Consider the following 16,170-nt stretch of genomic DNA (forward strand, 5'->3'; position numbering starts at 1 on the left):
AGGGCCAACGCGAACCCCTGCCTGTGCATCCAGGAGGAACCCGCATGACCTTGCACACTATCCCGGGTAACCGTTCCCTGTCGGTCCTGAACCTTCGGGGACGCCGCCAGATCGCCCGGCGCCACGTTTCCGCCGCCGCCCACGTCGACACCAGCGTCCTGTACACCACCATCAGCGCCGGGATGATCCTGATCCGCCGCTACCTCGTCGCGGCCGGCGCCACCGGCGAGTTCGCGGACCGCTACGGCTCCGCGTTCGGCCGCGTCGCTGCGAAGACCTACCGCGCCGAGCGCGACGCCGAGCCCCGCAAGGCGTGGTCCAGCTCGACCGGGAAGTGGCGCCGCGTCATGGGCTATCTGCCCACCGACACCGCCGTCCTGGACCGCGCTCTCGCGGCATACCCGCGCACCGCCCACCTCGCCGCGAATCGCACGCAGCGAGTCGAGTACGTGCACGCTCCCAACGGCGCCGAGTTCGCCACGCTGCCGGCTGACAGCTACGAGGTCCGGATGGCGCGCAACGTCCGCCAGCTCGTCATGGCCGACGGCCGGACCTGGAAGGTCGGCGCCGCCCGCCTCGGGGCCCGCTCCAGCGCACCTATCGCCTGGCTCTCGACCGGGTCGCCTCTGGCGGTAGCGGCATGAGCGCCACCCTCGACAAGATCATCGACACCATCGAACGCGAAGAGGAAGAGGGCGCTGGCGCTCGCCGGAGCATCCGCATCGGCCAGCAACTGCACGCCGTAGCGCAGCACCTCACCATCCGGCGGCCGGCCGACCCGATGACCGACGCCGCCCGGATGACGATCTCGCTCCGTGTCGCACGCACTGCTCCGGCAGCCAGGCCCCTGCTGCGCCGCCTCCCGTTCCCCGCCGGCGGCATCACCCGTGGCGAATACGCCCTCAGGCTGCACCGGGCGGCGTGGGGCACTGGCTACTCGGTGTGCCCGCACTGTGAGGTCAACTGCCCCACCTGCAACGAGTCCAACGAAGCTGGCAGCGCCTGTAAGCGCTGCGGCAACTAACCCAATCCATCGCGCCGGGCTGGCCCTTCGGAATCGGGCCAGCCCGCCATCACCCACGCCACAAGGCAGGTACCCCATGGGGAATCTCAAGGATTTCATCGCTCGCAAGATCGCCAACTCCGTTGACGCGTACGAGGAAAAGCACACGACCAGCCACGACGACGGCGTCTCCGTCACCGACTACACCACACCGTCCGGCACCGCCCTCCTGGCCGGCATCTACGCCGCCAAGTCAGCCGGTGTGTCCCCTGAAGATGTGGCCGCCGCCCGTCACCAGAACCGGAGCTGACGTATGCGCCCTCTCTACGCCCTCGCGATCGTCTGGCCGGTCGTCCTGATCGCCTACTTCATCGCTCACGGGAGTTGACCGTGGAAACCACATTCGCCGTGCTGGGCGCGGTCTCCCACATCCTCGTCAGCCTCGCCGGCGTAGTCCTGATCATCGTGCCGTCGGCGTTGGTCATTCACATGCGTATCCCCGGGGGCGACCGACACGACCCGGATTGCCACACCTGTCGGCGCGTCGACCGGCTGCTCCGCCTGCTGTGACGCCACCCGAACCGACCACCCTGCCGTCGCCGTCTCTTGAGTGAGGATCCATGAGCATGTCCGGATGCCCGGACACCAAGTCCGGACAGCCCCGCGTCCCCGGCGTCCGCTATAAGAAGGTCACCCGGTACCGCACCGAGACCACCACAATCGACGGCCAGTCAGAAACCCGCCAAGTCGCGTACCCCGCTTGGGATCCCGTCCCGCCGCGCGACCTCGACGACCTTGTCCTCCGCGCGGTGACCGGCACAGCGATCGGCGTCACCGCGCTCTCCGTTGCCGGGACAACAGCGAGCGTCGGCGGTCTCCTCGGGCACCTTGTCCCGTCCCCGGTCGCGTACTCCGTCGCGCTGGTCTTCGACGCCGTCTGGCTCGCCTGCCTCGGCGTCGAGTGGCTGGAGCGCCTGGACCCCCAACGCGCCGCCCCAGCCCGGCGCGCCGGGTGGGTCGCTCTCCTGGTCAGCATGGGGGCCGTCGTGTCGTACGGCGTAACCCTCCATCAGCCCGTCGCAGGCGGAGCTGGCGCCGCGGTCGGGCTTCTCGCCAAGGGGCTCTGGTGGCTGGTGCTGCGGCACTACGCCGTGCCGCTGTCGCCCGGCGTCGCCCACTGGTTGAGCAGCAAGCAGGAGAAGGCCATTGCGCGGCGGGTGGTGGCCCAGCGGATGCGGCGCCTCGATCGCGAAGACGCCTACCTCCGGGCCGCTTTCCCTGAGACGGCCGGCGCCGCCTCGGCGATCACGACGACGCAGGCCCCGCTGCCCCTCGCCGCTCCGGACATGTCCGCACCAGTGTCCGGACAGCAGTCCGCGCCCGGCGAGGGAGGGGAGTTGGTCTCTCCGCCGCTACCGCCCCACCCTTCAGCCGGTGCCGCAGTGCCCCCACCCCCGCCTCCGCCCAGTGAAGACGAGGCGGACGGGGGCCCGGAGGGGGAGCCCGCCAGCGAGGCCCCGCTCGCGGGCGGTGGCCCGGCACTGCGCCCCGTTGGGCCGCCGTCCATCGCCGGGACCATCCGCGCCGTCCTTGCCGAGCACCCCAGCATCACCGATACCGCCCTCATCGAGCACGTCCGCAAGGCGCACGGCGACAGCCCGAAGCACACCGAAACAGTCCCCCGCACCCGCCGCCGCATCGAGCGAAAGAGGGCGTCATGACCGTGCTGCTCGCCATCCAGTTCGTGGTCGGGATTCTCATGGCCATGTCCGCGGAGTACCGAGAGGTCCGCGCCTTCGGCTTCGTCCTCGCGTTCCTCTCCAGTACGTACCTCGTCATGGACGGGCTGGTGCAGGAGTGATGAGCGCCGGAGCCATGACCCTCGCCGTCGCGGGCGCCTGGTGGTTGGCCAGTTTCCTCGCCCTGGCCAGCCTCGCCGCCACCGCCCCCGACGCCGTGCGCCCCGCCCTCCGGACAACGGCGGCCCTGTTTCCCGTCGCCGTCGGCCTCGCACTGCTCACCGCCCTCGGAGGCCCCCACCATGCCTGAGAAGACAACCTCTAAGCGTCCAGGCGTAGTTGCTGCCCCGATCGTGTTCTCCGACCCTGGCCAGCAGCTCGCCACCAAGAAGCTGCCGGACCGGGCGGCAGGAGATGCCGCGACGACGGTGAAGGACCCGGTCCTCTACGCCTCGCCCACCGAGCTGCTGGCAGACACGAAGCGGGAACTGGATCGTAAGAAGCGGGAGGCGAAGGGGTCGCGCGTCCGTCTGATCAAGCGGCCCCGGCAGCATCAGATCTCCCCCGAGCCTCCGGCCGAGAAGCCGTCGGCCGAGCCGCACCCTGACGCGCCACCAGCAAACGATGCGCGGCCGGCACCTCCCGACCCCGCTGCCGACCCGGGCGAGAAGCCTCCGTTGTCGTGGTGGGAAAAGCTGGATCCGCGGAAGAAGCAGGAGGAGTCCGACGCCGTCACCGACAGGTCCGACGACGCCACCAGCGAGGAACCCGAGACCGCCCGCGAGACCACGAAAGAGGCCGCCCCGTCCGAAGCGGGCAAGGGCAAGGAGCAGCAGGAAGAAGCTTCGAGGGACACGGCGGGCGGTCCGGAGACCTCTGCAACAGGCGAGGGAGACACAGCTGCCTCCGAGGAGGAGGAAAGTCCTCCAGCCGCGCGGCGCTCCGTGACCAGCAACCCCCGCTTTCGCGCGCTGGTCTTCAACGGCGTCGCCGCGGGCGTCGGATACGGCACGGGCCTGGTGCAGCTGATCGGGCGCCTCTACCCGATCGCAGACGAGTCGCCCGTGATCGTGATCTCCATCGCCCTGGCGGCGATCGGCGTATACGCAGGCTGGCGGCTCGTCATCCACAGCGCGGTGACAGCCATCATCCCGGACTTCCTGTTCCTGATCAGTTTTTTCGCTGTGCCGATCGCGATGGCTCTATTTGGCCTTCGGCTGACGTCGGCCGTCATGCCGTGGCTCATCGAGGACGGCAGCCAGTTCGGCTTCGGACCCAGCACCGCCGCGCTACTCGTCAGCGCGATCGGAACTTGCGGCGGCCTGTGGTGGCTCCTCGACCGCCGGACCCGGGCCTGGCACTGGACTGCCCGGATCGTCGTACGCGTCCCGCTCGCGTCTGCCCTCCTCGCCACCGCTCTCTACGCCCCCGGCACTCTTCTCTTCTGAAAGCGATGACCGTGAATTTCCTTGGCACCATCACCCTCTCCGGCTTGGCTCTGGCAACCTCTCTCATGCTGCTTTTGGGGCTTTGCGGCTCCGATCGAGTAAAAATCAACACGAGGGACAAGGCGGGCGTGTGGGCCCTCATCACTGCTCACCTCTGGCTGGCCGCAGGCGGCCAGTGGGCGAACGCCGCACACGGAATCGGCGACGTGCCCAAGAGCGTTCTGGGTGACGGCACCTTCGGCAACATTGGGCTGGGTGGAATCGCCTTCACTCTGACGATCCTCACCTTCGTCCCACGGTGGAAGCGCTTGATCTTTCCGACCCTCCTCAGCCTTTCTGCTGCAACCGCATACGTCAGCGCTGGCGGATTTTGGACCATCTTCTCCAACGCGCTTCAGATGGTCATCGGAAAACTGACGGGTGGGGCCTGATGAGGCTGACGGAAATCGCCCGCGAAGTACTTTCCCCCTTTCGAGGAATGCGCGTAATCGCGGGCTCAAAAGTTCTCATCTCCCCGATCGTAAGGTTCGCGTTCAATTCCATTTCCAAATTCATCAACGAGCCAATCACTCCCACAAGGAAGCCCCAGAAGAAGGCGGACACCAAAAACGAAAAGGGAGAGGGGAAGGGGAAAGGAAAGGAGGAAAGCGGGGGATCCCAGAAAGAAGGCGGAGCAGATAAGAAAGAGGAGGGGGGAGACAAGGGGAAGGGGGCAGTAACAGAAGGCGACGCCAAAAAAGAAAAGAAGAGCACCACGCCACCCCCCGTGGCCGCCCCATCCGGAATGGATCGATTGGAGCGAGTAGGGATCCTCGCCCTCGCGGCCATAGTCGCTCTCGCTCCGCTCGGGGCTCTGGCGCGGGCGGTGCGGGCGATGCTGGCGCCGTACTCGGCGCACGTCCCTTATGGGCTGAGCGCGCTGGCGTGCCTCTGGATCATCGTCGCCGCGACGGTCGCCCCTCCGAAAGATGACGAGGCGACAGAGGGGGACACCTCTGGAGTTGATCTTGAAAAATCGGCGGGGGAGAGGTGCGAGGGTTGCGGAACACTCCTAGAAAACGATCATGGAAAATCGATGGGGGAGCGGCACGAAGAAGGCGACGCCCGCGCTCACGCCGCCGAACGCTGGCTCACCCAACTCATCATCACCTCCGTCACCGACGCCACCCGCGCCGGCCGCCGCGGCATCCACCTCGCCACCATCCTGGAAAACACCCCCGGCCTCACCTGGGACGTGACCACCCTCCGCCACCACCTCGACCGGCTACAACTCCCCTACCGGCGCACCCTCCAAATCCGCGGCGTCGGCAACACCTACGGCATCCACGTCGACGACCTCACAACAGCCCTCGGAATGCCCCTGTATGACGCCCTCTCGGCCCTCCAGGACACCCCCCTCTCCCCCCTCTCCACCACCCCCTCCGAGGCCGCGGAGGAGGCCCCCGCCGGGGGGCTCCGCGGGGGCCCCGTCTCGCGCCTTCCCAAGGGCCCCCTCGGCCCCCTCCTCAGCCGCCTCCTCCCCCCTTCCTCGGCCCGCTCCCCCGAGACCACTCCGTAGCCCCCCGCGGCCTCCCGCACGCCCCATCTACCATCCCTCTGACCTGCGTATCTACCAGTTCATCAATCGCCCTTCTACCGCCCGTCTACCGTGGCATCTACCACTCTTCCGACCGCCAGGACAGCCAGATGCACCGGTACCAGTGCCCCGTCTGCAAGATCTCGTCCACTCCGTACGCGACCCGCCTGGCCGCTGAGCGGCACGGGGCCGGGCATCGGCGCAAGGCCCACTACGGCGACCACCCCATCGGCGAGCGGATCACCCGCGTCCCCTACCGCGGTCCGCGCGGCAGCGAGTGGCGGGTCATCGCGATCACCGCGGCGCTCGTCGCCATCGCCCTCATCGTCAAGACGTTCTAGTTCTCTCCCAGGAAGAAGAAATCAGGATATTAACCCCGAGAACAGTGCCTCGCACAGCCCCTCAATGAGCTGCGGAAGTCCCTCGGACGGGCCGACAGTGCAGGGGAATTTCCTCCAGTCCGGAAAGCAGGAAATCGCCGAGCACCCGGACCTCGCCGAGATGAATTTGCAACTCGACGCTACTATGATGTCACACATGGCCTGTATTCGACGATTAATCCCCTTATTTTCGCGGAAGATACAATGTGTACCGACAAGAAAACAAGGGGAAACATGACTACTTCTTCCTACGCATTGCACGAAGGAGACGCCCTCACTATCCTTCCGAATCTGACCACGGCCATTGACGCCGTAATCTGTGACCCGCCCTACAATTCGGGTGGTCGCACCATGACCGAACGCGCCACCCGTACCGCCCGCACGAAATATCTCACCGATGGCGGCCGGGCCGCAATCACGGTTTCGACCTCGGCGAATTCACGGGAGACAATCGCGACCAACGTTCCTACACAGCATGGCTCTCGCTGATCCTCGCCCACACCCACCGCTTAACCCGCCCCGGCGGCGCATGTCTGGTGTTCAGCGATTGGCGCCAATTGCCAGCAACCAGCGATGCTCTCCAGGCAGCCGGATACATCTGGCGAGGCACCGCTGTATGGCAAAAGCCCATTTCCCGCCCACAGCCCGGCCGACTGCGCCAAGACTGCGAGTTCATCGTCTGGGGAAGCAACGGCCCAGTATTCACCGGTGACCAGCCCGTCTACCTCCCCGGGCACTTCACTGGCAGCCAGCCCCGTGGGGCACAACGTCACCACATCACGCAAAAACCCCTGGACGTCATGCGTCAACTCGTCCGTATAGTTCCGCAGGGCGGGATTGTGCTGGACCCGTTCGCGGGAAGCGGGACCACGGGGGAGGCCGCCCTGCGAGAAGGACGTGCTTTCATCGGGATTGAGCAGTCGGCCGCCTACGCCGATACAGCACGCCAGCGGCTCTCATCCTGTGCATGACCGGTCTGTACACACGCTTACTCTCCTTGCGAAGGAGGAGAGCCATGGGCAAGAGCATGATCAGGCGGGACGGCGCGCGGGCGCGCGAGCTAGAGATCGTCCGCCTCCGAGTCCAGGGGCTGTCGTTCGACGAGATCGCCGACCGCCTCGGCTACTACGACCGGTCCGGCGTGAAACGGGCCTGGGACCGCGTCATGGCCGCGCAGCTCGCCGACCAGGCGCAGGACCGGGCCGCCGCAGCGCAGGAAGAGCTGGCCCGTACGGACTGGATCATCAGCAGCATGGCCCCGCGCGTCGAGAACGGCGATTCCCGGGCCGCGCAGGTGGCGCTGAACGCCATCGAACGCCGCTGCAAGCTCCTCGGGCTGGACGCCCCACTGCGCGTCAGCGTGGACGCTGAACAGCTCGGCTCCGAGATCCTGGGCCTGCTGACGGGCATCGCTGAGGGCGACGGTGGCGACGCAGCAGCCTGACCTCCGCGGCGTCACACGCCAGATCCAGGGCCTCGTCCACGCCGGTGACGTCCAAGCGCTCCGGCAGATCCGCGACCAGCTGAAGGTCGAGGCCGACCGGCGGGCCGTCGGCCGGCGTGCGGCGCGGTACGCGTCCGATCCGGTCGGCTGGGTGGAGGGGCGCCTCGGGCAGGTGGTGTGGTCCCGGCAGGGGCAGGTGCTGGAGTCTGTACGGGACCACAGGCGGACCGCGGTACGGTCCGGGCACGGCGTCGGGAAGTCGTGGACGGCCGCGCTCGCCGCGTGCTGGTGGCTGGACGTCCACCCGCCCGGCACGGCGTTCGTCGTCAGCACAGCGCCGACGTTCGCTCAGGTCCGCGCGATCCTGTGGCGCTACATCCGGCGCCACCACAAGGCTGCCGGGCTGCCGGGCCGGGTGAACCAGACCGAGTGGCTCATCGGCGACGAGCTGGTCGGATACGGCCGGAAGCCCGCCGACCAGGACGAGTCCGGGTTCCAGGGCATCCACGCTCGGTACGTCCTCGTCATCATCGACGAGGCGTGCGGCGTCCCCGAACAGCTTTGGGTGGCGGCGGACGCGCTGACGACCGGCCCGGACTGCCGGATCCTCGCTATCGGCAACCCCGACAACCCGGCCTCGCATTTCCGGAAGGTGTGCGCGTCGGGCTCCGGGTGGAACGTGATGGGCATCAGCGCGTTCGACTCTCCCAACCTCACCGGGGAGTCCGTGCCCGAGGAGATGGCACTCGCCCTCGTCGGTCGGCCCTGGGTGGAGGAGAAGCGGGCCGAGTGGGGCGAGGACAACCCGCTCTACAAGTCGAAGGTGCTCGGCGAGTTCTCCGAGGACAGCCCGACTCAGGTGGTGCGGGCCTCCGACGTGGCAGCGTGCCGCATCGCCCCCGACGAGCCGGTTGAGAGTGGTCGGCTTGTCCCCGTCGAGTTGGGCGTCGACGTCGGCGGTGGCTCTGACGAGACTGTCGTCCGCGAACGCCGCGGTCGCCTCGCTGGCAGGGAGTGGCGGGCCCGTACGGACCGGCCGGAGCGAATCGCGCCGATGGTGCTGGCCGCGATCCAGGAGACCGGTGCGACGGCGGTCAAGGTCGACTCGATCGGTGTCGGCTTCGGCGTGATCGGCGAGCTGCGAAACGCGGCCCAGCGGGGCGAGCACTCGGCGGCGGTCCGGGCAGTGAACGTCGCCTCCGCGGCGAGCCGTCCGGACCGGTACGTGAATCTCCGCGCCGAACTCTGGTGGGAGATCGGCCGCGAGCTGTCCGCCAACGGCGGCTGGGACCTGTCCGCAATGGAGAACACGGACGCCACCGTCGCCCAACTCCTGGAGCCTCGGTGGGACCTTGACCCGCGAGGCCGTATCCGGGTGGAGAAGAAGGAAGAGGTGATCAGGCGGCTCGGTCGGTCGCCGGACAATGCCGACGCGCTCCTGCTCGCGTTCGCTCACGGGCAGACTGCGGATGCGATCAGCTCGCCTGCGGGCGTCTCCCTCTCCTCGGTCGGCGGTGGCCGGGGCGGTCTCGCTTCCCTCGGCATCGGGCGATCCGGATACATCCGCTGACGCGTCCGGACGGCGTCCGCGCTGGTCGGCAGGGCATGTCCGCGTCGCAGCGGATGAGCGTCCGGGCGCGTCCGGCCGGGGCTGTCCGGACGGGAGGCGTCGCGTACTCGGCCCTACCCTCCCCTCGTGGCCATCCAGATCATCCTCGCGCTCCTGACCCTCGGCGCCATCGCCCGCGTCACGCGGTTCGTCGTCGACGACACCTTGTTCCAGCCCGTCCGTACCGCCGTTGGGAAGCGCGGCGGTCGGCGGGTGTTCGTGTGGCTCGCCGACCTCATGGCGTGCTCCTGGTGCACGAGCATCTGGGTCTCGGCCGCCGCCGCAATCGCGCACTGGCTCTGGCACGACACCACCGCGTACCTGTACGTCGTCGCCGCGCTGACCGCGTCGCACGTCGTCTCCCTGGCGGCGTCGTGGCTGGACTCCCCGCCCCCGCCGCGGCACATCGTCCTCGACCCGCTCGCCGTCGACATGGCCGTCCGCGACCAGCGGCGCTGACGAGGAGGAGCAGCGATGGCGTGGTGGAAGCTCCACAAGCGCGACGAGGACGGCCCAGCCGGGGGTGCCGTCCTGGCCTCCGCCGCGCTCGTCTCCAAGGATCAAGTCCGTACCGTCGTCGGCCGAAAGCAGGATTGGCAGGCGGAGGGCTGGGACTTCTACCGTGCCGTGCCCGAACTCCGGTCCGGGGTCACGTGGGCCGCGAACGGCTGCTCCCGCGCCCGCCTCTACATCGGTCGCATCGACCCCGACGGCTCCAGCGACCCCACCCCCGTGGACTCCGACGGCGACGACAACGTCACACCAGAGCAGGCCGCGACGCTCCTCGCCCCGCTGGAAGAACTGGCCGGCGGGCAGCTCGGGCAGTCCGAGATGCTGCGCCGCCTCTCCGTCCTCCTCGACGTGCCCGGGGAGTCGTATCTCCTCAGCTACGACGACCCGTCAACCGGAGCGCGCCGGTGGCTCGTGTGCTCCCCGACGGAGATCACCAGCGCCGCGGGCGGCGGCACGATCCGCGTGCAGCTCCCGGAGTCGCCGACCGCGCGGGTCGAGCTGCCGCTGGAGGCGTGCACGCTGCTCCGCTTGTGGCGTCCGGACGCCGAGGTCGCGCACCGCGCCGACTCTCCGATCCAGGCGCTCCGCGATCCCCTTCGGGAGCTTCAGGGGCTCTCCGCTCACGTCCTCGCGACGGTCGAGTCCCGATTGGCCGGCGCTGGGTTGATGCTGCTGTCCGATGACGTGGCCCCGGCGACACCGCAGCAGTCTGACGGGCCGAACCCGCTGCACTCCAACCCAGTGGCCGCCGCGCTGCTGGAGTCGATGGCGACGCCGCTGAAGAACCGCGACTCGGCCGCCGCGATCGTCCCGCTGCTGCTCACCACCCCGGGGTCGCCGAAGGACAAGTTGGTGTACGAGACGTTCGCGACCGACCTCGACGCGAACGTCCTGCCGCTGCGCGAGGCCGCGATCAAGCGGGTCGCCACCGGGCTCGACATGCCGCCGGAGGTACTGACCGGCTACGCGGACGCGAACCACTGGAACGCCTGGCTGAGCGACGAAACCGGCATCAAGCTGCACCTCGAACCGAAACTCGGACTGATCGCCGACGCCCTCACCGAACGGTACTTCCGCCCGGCGTGGGAAGCGCTCGGTGTTCCCGACCCCGAGGCGTGGGCGTGCTGGTACGACACCAGCGATCTCCGTCAGCGGCCGAACAGGGCGCCCGAGGCCGCCGAAGCGCACTCTCGCGGTGTGCTCTCCGATGCGGCGTACCTGCGCGAACTCGGTTTCAGCTCGGAGGACATGCCGGACGATGAGGAACAGCGACGCCGTCTCCTCCTCCACCTCGCCACCACCAACGCCCAACTCGCTCCGGCCGCGCTGGCAGCGCTCGGTGTAGAGATCCCCGACGCCGCGCAGGACGCCGCCACGGACGCGGACCGAGCACCGGTCGAGATCTCCCGGCCTGCCCCCGCCCCTGAACTGCCGCGCAATGACCCGCCGCAGCTTCCCGGGACGGGCATCACCGCGTCAGCCGCCGCCGGGCAGTGGCGAATCGCCTGCCTCGACATGGCCGTCCGGCGCGCCCTGGAGCGGGCCGGGCAATGGCTCCTCAACCGCGGCGGCCGGAGCCTCCGAGGGCAGTACCGCGAGGTCCCGCTCCACCAGATCCACGTCCGCCTCGGCGCCGAACAGGAACACCTGGACCAGATGCTCACCGGCGCGTACCAACTACTTCACGACGCCGTGCCTGACGAACCGTGCCTCCACCGCGCCGTCGACCACTACGTCCGCGCGCTCCTCCTCGCGCGGGAGGAGCACCACCGCGACTACCTCGCGCGAGCCCTCGCGCAGGCCGGCTGCGACGGGCAGGCCGCCTGATGGCCGCCTCGGATCCGTGGCTGGCCGCGCGGGTGCATGACCGCGCTTGCGTCGCCGCCGCGGAACGCGAGCTGGCGCCGGCAGTGCGGGCGGCGGTGGACGCTTACCTCGCGGAGGTCCGGTCCGGGCTCGGGCTGGACAGTGCTCTGACCGCCGCTGCGGCGCCGAGCGGTGGGGAGCCGGATTGGTCGGGTTGGCCGGGCGAGGGCCGGTGGCGTCAGCTCGTGCAGCGGCACATCGCGCCCGTGTGGCGCCGAGTGTGGGCCGGGGCGTACGGGCGCACCGCGCCACAGGCCCCGGACGGCGCCGGGGCGGGTCGAGCCGAGGACGAGTCCGAGGCGATGGCCGATCGCCTCCGGGTGTGGCCGCGCCGGGTGTGGGACCGGATGCGTCGCGCGTGGCGGGACGGTCGAGCCCGCGAGGAGACGGCGGCGCAGCTCCGGGATCGGATAGCGGAGCTGGCGACGCTGGAGGCGTGGGACGGGGCGGCGCTGACGATGACGCGGACCGAGGTGATCGGCGCACTCAATGCGGGCAGCCTCGGGGCCGCGCTGGATGAGCAGGCGCGTACCGGCCGCCGTTGGGTGAAGCGCTGGCTGGCGACCGACGACGACCGCACCCGGGCGACGCACCGCGCCGCGGACGGCCAAACGGTCCCGCTGGCCACGCAGTTCGACGTGGGGCGGGCTCACGTCCAGTATCCCGGTGACCCGCGCGGCCCGGCTGGTGAGGTCATCAACTGTCGCTGCTCACTTCAACTTCGCCCCGCCTCCGAGTAGGAGAACGCCATGTTCATCCCCTGGACCTCCGCCCTCATGGCCGCCGCGTCCAAGACGGTCGACGTCGCCGACGACGGCACCTGGACCGGCACGATCGCGCTGGTCAACGAGTGGAGCGCCGATGGGCGGATGCTCCAGCTCGCCGAGGACGCGCCGGTCGACGTCCGCCCGCTGCCGCTGCCAGTGACCGTGCAATACGTCACCGGCCGAGGTCACGACGGCGCGACCGTCGGGCTGATGACGCTGGACGAGGTGTGGCGGGACGGATCGCGGCTGCTGGGCCGGGGCCGGATCGACACCGAAGACCCTGAAGGCGCCGCGCTCGCCCGCAAGATCCGCGGCGGCTTCTTCCGATTCGTGTCCGCAGACATCGACCGGGCCGACGGCCGGGTGGTGTGCATCGACGAGGACGGCGCCCCGGCGGGCGACTGCGAACCCGACGGCGGGGCGCCGTCCGGGGAGTTGTACACGCAGTGGCGCATCATGGGCGCCGCGCTCCTCGCGCACCCGGCGTTCCCCGAGGCACAGATCGGCATGGCCACCGCGCAGGACGCCGGCATCGCCCCGCCTCCGGTGGACGACGAGGGCGGGCCGACGTGCGTGCGCCCCGGGCCGGACGGCGAGTGGATGCCGGCCGACTGCGCCGAGGACGGCGCCGTACCCGCGAACACGGACGGCGACGGGCCCGCGGAGTCGGTCACGGCCGCCGCATTCCGGCATGACGGATGGGCACCGCCCACCAGTTGGTTCCGCGGCCCTGAGCTGGACGACCTCCAGCCCGTCATCGTGGACGACGACGGGCGCGTCCGCGGCTACCTCGCGGCGTGGGGCGTAGAGCACCGCTCGTACCCCGGCCGCGCAGTCACGCCGCCCCGGTCGGCTTCTGGGTACGCGCTGTTCAACAGCAGGCCGATCGCGACGTCGGAGGGGCTGGTCAACGTCGGACTGATCACGATGGGCACCGGGCACGCCAGCCTCGGCCTGAACCGGCAGGCCGCCGCCGAGCACTACGACCACACCGGCACCATGGCCGCCGTCGTCCGGGCCGGGGAGGACTCCCGCGGCATCTGGCTCGCGGGTGCCGTTCTGCCGGACCTTTCGGACGAGCAGCGGCTCCGCCTCAGCCTGTCGCGATTCTCCGGGGACTGGCGGCAGGAGGGCGGCGGTCTGGAGCTGGTGGCCGCACTCGCCGTGCCGACAGAAGGCTTCCCGGTGCCGGTTCGACGGCGGACCGAGCAGGGCGACTACGCGCTCGTCGCCGCGGGGGCCCTTCCGGCCCCTGCCGAGGAGGCCGACGGCCTCGGCATCGCCGCGCTGACGGACGCCGTGCTGGCCGAGCAGGACCGCCGGGCCCGCGTAACTGCTGCTGCCGACCGAGTCCGTACGGCCCGCGTGGCGATGGCTACCCGGCGCCTGCGCTCCCCGCAGGTGACGCAGCTCGCCACCGCAGCGCCGAGCACCGAACTGGCGAACTGGGTGGAGAAGGCGGGCGGGTTGCCGAAGTACATCAAGCGGATCGCCAAGCACCTCCAGGAGCAGGGCATGGACGAGTCCCGCGCCATCGCGACGGCCGTCAACGCCGCGAAACGGATGTGCGCGACCGGGGACCTCAACTTCCCCGGCAAGCAGAACGTCAACGCGGGCTCCCGCGCGGAGGCGTGCGCGGCCATCACCCAGTGGGAAGCGAAGAAGGCCAAATCACACGCCTGACCAGCACGAACACGACCACCACGAAGGGAACCGACATGGGATGCAACTGCGGCGGACGCTCAGGCACGCGCGCCACCCGGACCGCGAATGGAACTGTCCACAGTGTGTGGAGGCACACCGACCCGTACGGCGGGAAGGTCGACTACGCCAGCGAGACTGGCGCGGACATCGCCCTCAAGGCCCGCGGCGGGAAGGTCGAGCAGGTAGACCCCCGCACCGGTGCCGCCGTCCGGCCGTCGTAGGGCAGCCCGTACACACCTCTACTATCGGCACGAACTCCGCTGGCTGGTGGGCCGGGAGCTGACGACGAACCCCGAGAAGGGGGACGAAGCCGTGAGCTTCCTTGACGATCTCCTCGCCGCCCTCGGCGAGGCCCCGACCGACCAGCACGCGGACCTCGTCCGCCGGACCATCAACGACGCCGGCCCCGACTACGACGCGGGCGCCGTCACCGCCGAGATCCTGACTCGGTTCGAGGACGCGACCGAAGGCGGCCCCGCAGATGACGCGACCGTGGACGCGCTGGAACACCTGGCCGCCATCGCCGACGCTGTGACAGTGCACCAGGCCGCCGTCGACGACCGTGCCCAGCGTGCCACCGCTGCCAGCGACCGCCTGCGATCCCTCCAGGCACCAGCGGCTGAGGAGCCCTCCGCACCAGAGCCGGAGGGTGCGGCCGAGCCCACCGAGGCTCCGGCCGCCGCCGAACCCCCGGCCCAGGCGCCGGAGCCGGTCGCCGCGTCCGCCCGGCCGCGCGTCCCGCTCGGCCTGCACAGCACCACCCCGCCAGCGCCCGCCGCTGAGGCAGGCAACCGCCCCACCCACACGCTCGTCGCCGCCGCCGACGTGCCGGGCTTCTCCACCGGCCAACAGCTCGACGGGCTCGGCGACTTCGGCCGAGCGTGGGAGCAGCGCATGATGCCGCTGCTGTCCTCCGGCGGCCGGGGCGGCGGACGACAGCGCGTCGGCGTGGCCCGCATCCGCCGCGACGTGCCCGAGGCGTTCCAGATCCGCGACGACCGCGAGGCCGACGACGTCATCCGCCGCGTGACGGACGAGACGCAGCTCTCCGGCGGCAGCCTCGTCGCCGCCGGCGGCTGGTGTGCCCCGTCGGAGACCCTGTACGACCTGTGCGACCTGCGGATCACGCAGGACGGCATGGTCAACCTCCCGACCGTCACCGCCAGGCGCGGCGGCGTGCGGTACCCCGCAGATTTCGACTGGGCCGCGATCTTCGGCGCCTGGGACTCCGTCGGGTTCCATCAGACCGAGGCCGACGCCATCGCGGGCAAGGAGAAGCCCTGCCTGGAGGTCCCCTGCCCTGACGACATGATCGAATGCCGCCTCGACGTCGACGGCGTGTGCCTGCGCACCCCGATCCTCACCGAGCGCGGCTGGCCGGAGCGCGTCGCGCAGTTCACCGAGGGCGTGCTGGCGATCCACGCGCACAAGCTGAACGCCTGGAAGATCGCCAAGATGGAGGCGATGAGCACCGCGGTCTCCATGCCGGCCCCGGCCGCTCCGGACCCGAGCGCCGCGGTCGTCGACCCGCACGGGCCCGGCATGGTCGAATCCGTGCTGAGCATGCTGGAGTTGCAGGTCTACTACCAGCGGTACCGGGAGCGGCTGTCGCCGACCGCGACGCTGGAGATGCTGGCGCCGATCTGGCTGAAGCCGATCCTGAAGTCGGACCTGCGGAAGAAGCAGGCGATCGAGCGCCGTTGGAACGTGCCGGACGGTGACATCGACGCCTACCTCCGGTCCGTCGGCGTCAACCCGCAGTGGGTGTACGACTGGCAGGACGCCTACGCCGACCAAGACGCGGCCGGGTTCGGCGGATCGACGGTGCCGACGGTTTGGCCGGGCGAGGTCAAGGTGCTGCTGTACCGGGCCGGGAGTTTCTTCCAACTCCAGGCGGACGTGATCTCGTTGGACGGCGTCTATGACCACGCCAGCCTCACCCAGAACATGTACACGAGCCTCTTCACCGAGGAGGGCATCCAGGTGTGCATGCGCTGCGGAGTCAGCTACGTGGTCACCATCCCGCTCTGCCCGAACGGCCTGAGCGGCGGCCTCCAGACCACGAGCTGCGCCGCGCCTCCCGCACCGCCCGCTGGCTGACCCATAGACCGGGCGGCCCGG

The 16,170-nt window shown here is 69.9% G+C and carries 19 protein-coding genes and 1 pseudogene; all 20 read left to right on the plus strand.

The annotated features are described in order from the left end of the window. Positions 1 to 44 precede the first annotated feature (44 nt). The 20 genes and pseudogenes from ACGFNI_RS20100 to ACGFNI_RS20195 all read left to right on the plus strand — a co-directional run bounded on the left by ACGFNI_RS20100 (position 45) and on the right by ACGFNI_RS20195 (position 16,149). On the plus strand, positions 45 to 644 hold the full coding sequence (locus tag ACGFNI_RS20100) for a hypothetical protein (RefSeq protein WP_393685511.1): 600 nt from the start codon (positions 45 to 47) through the stop codon (positions 642 to 644). Continuing rightward, a complete protein-coding gene (locus tag ACGFNI_RS20105; protein WP_393685513.1) occupies positions 641 to 1,024 on the plus strand; it encodes a hypothetical protein in 384 nt (127 codons plus the stop codon). The genes ACGFNI_RS20100 and ACGFNI_RS20105 overlap by 4 nt, the downstream gene beginning before the upstream one ends. Positions 1,025 to 1,100: 76 nt before the next feature. Then, the gene (locus ACGFNI_RS20110) at positions 1,101 to 1,313 is read left to right on the plus strand and encodes a hypothetical protein (RefSeq protein WP_393685515.1); all 213 of its coding nucleotides are present in this window, start codon (positions 1,101 to 1,103) and stop codon (positions 1,311 to 1,313) included. Between the two features lie 80 nt (positions 1,314 to 1,393). Further along, complete coding sequence (locus ACGFNI_RS20115) at positions 1,394 to 1,573, plus strand: hypothetical protein (protein ID WP_393685517.1); 180 nt, start codon at positions 1,394 to 1,396, stop codon at positions 1,571 to 1,573. A 56-nt stretch (positions 1,574 to 1,629) separates the two neighbouring features. Next, complete coding sequence (locus tag ACGFNI_RS20120; protein ID WP_393685519.1) at positions 1,630 to 2,724, plus strand: hypothetical protein; 1,095 nt, start codon at positions 1,630 to 1,632, stop codon at positions 2,722 to 2,724. Then, positions 2,721 to 2,864: a hypothetical protein gene (locus ACGFNI_RS20125; protein ID WP_393685521.1), complete on the plus strand. Its 144-nt coding sequence runs from the start codon at positions 2,721 to 2,723 to the stop codon at positions 2,862 to 2,864. The genes ACGFNI_RS20120 and ACGFNI_RS20125 overlap by 4 nt, the downstream gene beginning before the upstream one ends. Further along, complete coding sequence (locus ACGFNI_RS20130; protein ID WP_393685523.1) at positions 2,864 to 3,052, plus strand: hypothetical protein; 189 nt, start codon at positions 2,864 to 2,866, stop codon at positions 3,050 to 3,052. Before ACGFNI_RS20125 ends, ACGFNI_RS20130 begins: the two co-directional genes overlap by 1 nt. A gap of 118 nt (positions 3,053 to 3,170) precedes the next feature. Then, the gene (locus ACGFNI_RS20135; protein WP_393685525.1) at positions 3,171 to 4,190 is read left to right on the plus strand and encodes a hypothetical protein; all 1,020 of its coding nucleotides are present in this window, start codon (positions 3,171 to 3,173) and stop codon (positions 4,188 to 4,190) included. A 5-nt stretch (positions 4,191 to 4,195) separates the two neighbouring features. Continuing rightward, complete coding sequence (locus ACGFNI_RS20140; RefSeq protein WP_393685526.1) at positions 4,196 to 4,621, plus strand: hypothetical protein; 426 nt, start codon at positions 4,196 to 4,198, stop codon at positions 4,619 to 4,621. Beyond that, positions 4,621 to 5,748, plus strand: coding sequence for a hypothetical protein (locus ACGFNI_RS20145; RefSeq protein WP_393685528.1), 1,128 nt, complete (start codon positions 4,621 to 4,623; stop codon positions 5,746 to 5,748). Before ACGFNI_RS20140 ends, ACGFNI_RS20145 begins: the two co-directional genes overlap by 1 nt. A 128-nt stretch (positions 5,749 to 5,876) precedes the next feature. After that, the gene (locus ACGFNI_RS20150) at positions 5,877 to 6,107 is read left to right on the plus strand and encodes a hypothetical protein (protein WP_393685530.1); all 231 of its coding nucleotides are present in this window, start codon (positions 5,877 to 5,879) and stop codon (positions 6,105 to 6,107) included. 273 nt (positions 6,108 to 6,380) lie between these two features. Further along, a pseudogene (locus ACGFNI_RS20155) lies at positions 6,381 to 7,117 on the plus strand (DNA-methyltransferase). A 44-nt stretch (positions 7,118 to 7,161) separates the two neighbouring features. After that, positions 7,162 to 7,590 (plus strand): hypothetical protein, encoded by a 429-nt coding sequence (locus ACGFNI_RS20160; RefSeq protein ID WP_393685532.1) that lies wholly within the window; start codon positions 7,162 to 7,164, stop codon positions 7,588 to 7,590. Further along, positions 7,571 to 9,160 (plus strand): hypothetical protein, encoded by a 1,590-nt coding sequence (locus ACGFNI_RS20165; protein ID WP_393685534.1) that lies wholly within the window; start codon positions 7,571 to 7,573, stop codon positions 9,158 to 9,160. Before ACGFNI_RS20160 ends, ACGFNI_RS20165 begins: the two co-directional genes overlap by 20 nt. Positions 9,161 to 9,286: 126 nt before the next feature. Next, on the plus strand, positions 9,287 to 9,658 hold the full coding sequence (locus tag ACGFNI_RS20170) for a DUF1360 domain-containing protein (protein WP_393685536.1): 372 nt from the start codon (positions 9,287 to 9,289) through the stop codon (positions 9,656 to 9,658). A gap of 15 nt (positions 9,659 to 9,673) precedes the next feature. Further along, positions 9,674 to 11,539 carry a hypothetical protein gene (locus ACGFNI_RS20175; RefSeq protein ID WP_393685538.1) on the plus strand — a complete coding sequence of 622 codons (1,866 nt, stop codon included), beginning with the start codon at positions 9,674 to 9,676 and terminating at the stop codon, positions 11,537 to 11,539. 341 nt (positions 11,540 to 11,880) lie between these two features. Continuing rightward, entirely contained in the window at positions 11,881 to 12,318 is a 438-nt protein-coding gene (locus ACGFNI_RS20180; RefSeq protein ID WP_393685539.1) for a phage minor head protein, read from the plus strand. A gap of 9 nt (positions 12,319 to 12,327) precedes the next feature. Further along, the gene (locus tag ACGFNI_RS20185) at positions 12,328 to 14,028 is read left to right on the plus strand and encodes a hypothetical protein (RefSeq protein ID WP_393685541.1); all 1,701 of its coding nucleotides are present in this window, start codon (positions 12,328 to 12,330) and stop codon (positions 14,026 to 14,028) included. A gap of 104 nt (positions 14,029 to 14,132) precedes the next feature. Beyond that, the gene (locus ACGFNI_RS20190; protein ID WP_393685543.1) at positions 14,133 to 14,270 is read left to right on the plus strand and encodes a hypothetical protein; all 138 of its coding nucleotides are present in this window, start codon (positions 14,133 to 14,135) and stop codon (positions 14,268 to 14,270) included. Positions 14,271 to 14,361: 91 nt separating this feature from the next. After that, positions 14,362 to 16,149, plus strand: coding sequence for a major capsid protein (locus tag ACGFNI_RS20195; protein ID WP_393685545.1), 1,788 nt, complete (start codon positions 14,362 to 14,364; stop codon positions 16,147 to 16,149). Positions 16,150 to 16,170 lie beyond the last annotated feature (21 nt).

This window comes from Streptomyces sp. NPDC048644, from assembly GCF_043199105.1.
Classification (GTDB): Bacteria; Actinomycetota; Actinomycetes; order Streptomycetales; family Streptomycetaceae; genus Streptomyces.

Bases quoted from the DNA above. Each gene is read 5' to 3' on its own strand.
- ACGFNI_RS20120 (WP_393685519.1), top strand. From the start codon at position 1,630: ATGTCCGGATGCCCGGACACCAAGTCCGGACAGCCCCGCGTCCCCGGC.
- ACGFNI_RS20180 (WP_393685539.1), top strand. From the start codon at position 11,881: ATGGCCGATCGCCTCCGGGTGTGGCCGCGCCGGGTGTGGGACCGGATG.
- ACGFNI_RS20125 (WP_393685521.1), top strand. From the start codon at position 2,721: ATGACCGTGCTGCTCGCCATCCAGTTCGTGGTCGGGATTCTCATGGCC.
- ACGFNI_RS20100 (WP_393685511.1), top strand. From the start codon at position 45: ATGACCTTGCACACTATCCCGGGTAACCGTTCCCTGTCGGTCCTGAAC.
- ACGFNI_RS20105 (WP_393685513.1), top strand. From the start codon at position 641: ATGAGCGCCACCCTCGACAAGATCATCGACACCATCGAACGCGAAGAG.
- ACGFNI_RS20140 (WP_393685526.1), top strand. From the start codon at position 4,196: ATGACCGTGAATTTCCTTGGCACCATCACCCTCTCCGGCTTGGCTCTG.
- ACGFNI_RS20150 (WP_393685530.1), top strand. From the start codon at position 5,877: ATGCACCGGTACCAGTGCCCCGTCTGCAAGATCTCGTCCACTCCGTAC.
- ACGFNI_RS20160 (WP_393685532.1), top strand. From the start codon at position 7,162: ATGGGCAAGAGCATGATCAGGCGGGACGGCGCGCGGGCGCGCGAGCTA.
- ACGFNI_RS20110 (WP_393685515.1), top strand. From the start codon at position 1,101: ATGGGGAATCTCAAGGATTTCATCGCTCGCAAGATCGCCAACTCCGTT.
- ACGFNI_RS20175 (WP_393685538.1), top strand. From the start codon at position 9,674: ATGGCGTGGTGGAAGCTCCACAAGCGCGACGAGGACGGCCCAGCCGGG.
- ACGFNI_RS20185 (WP_393685541.1), top strand. From the start codon at position 12,328: ATGTTCATCCCCTGGACCTCCGCCCTCATGGCCGCCGCGTCCAAGACG.
- ACGFNI_RS20145 (WP_393685528.1), top strand. From the start codon at position 4,621: ATGAGGCTGACGGAAATCGCCCGCGAAGTACTTTCCCCCTTTCGAGGA.
- ACGFNI_RS20130 (WP_393685523.1), top strand. From the start codon at position 2,864: ATGAGCGCCGGAGCCATGACCCTCGCCGTCGCGGGCGCCTGGTGGTTG.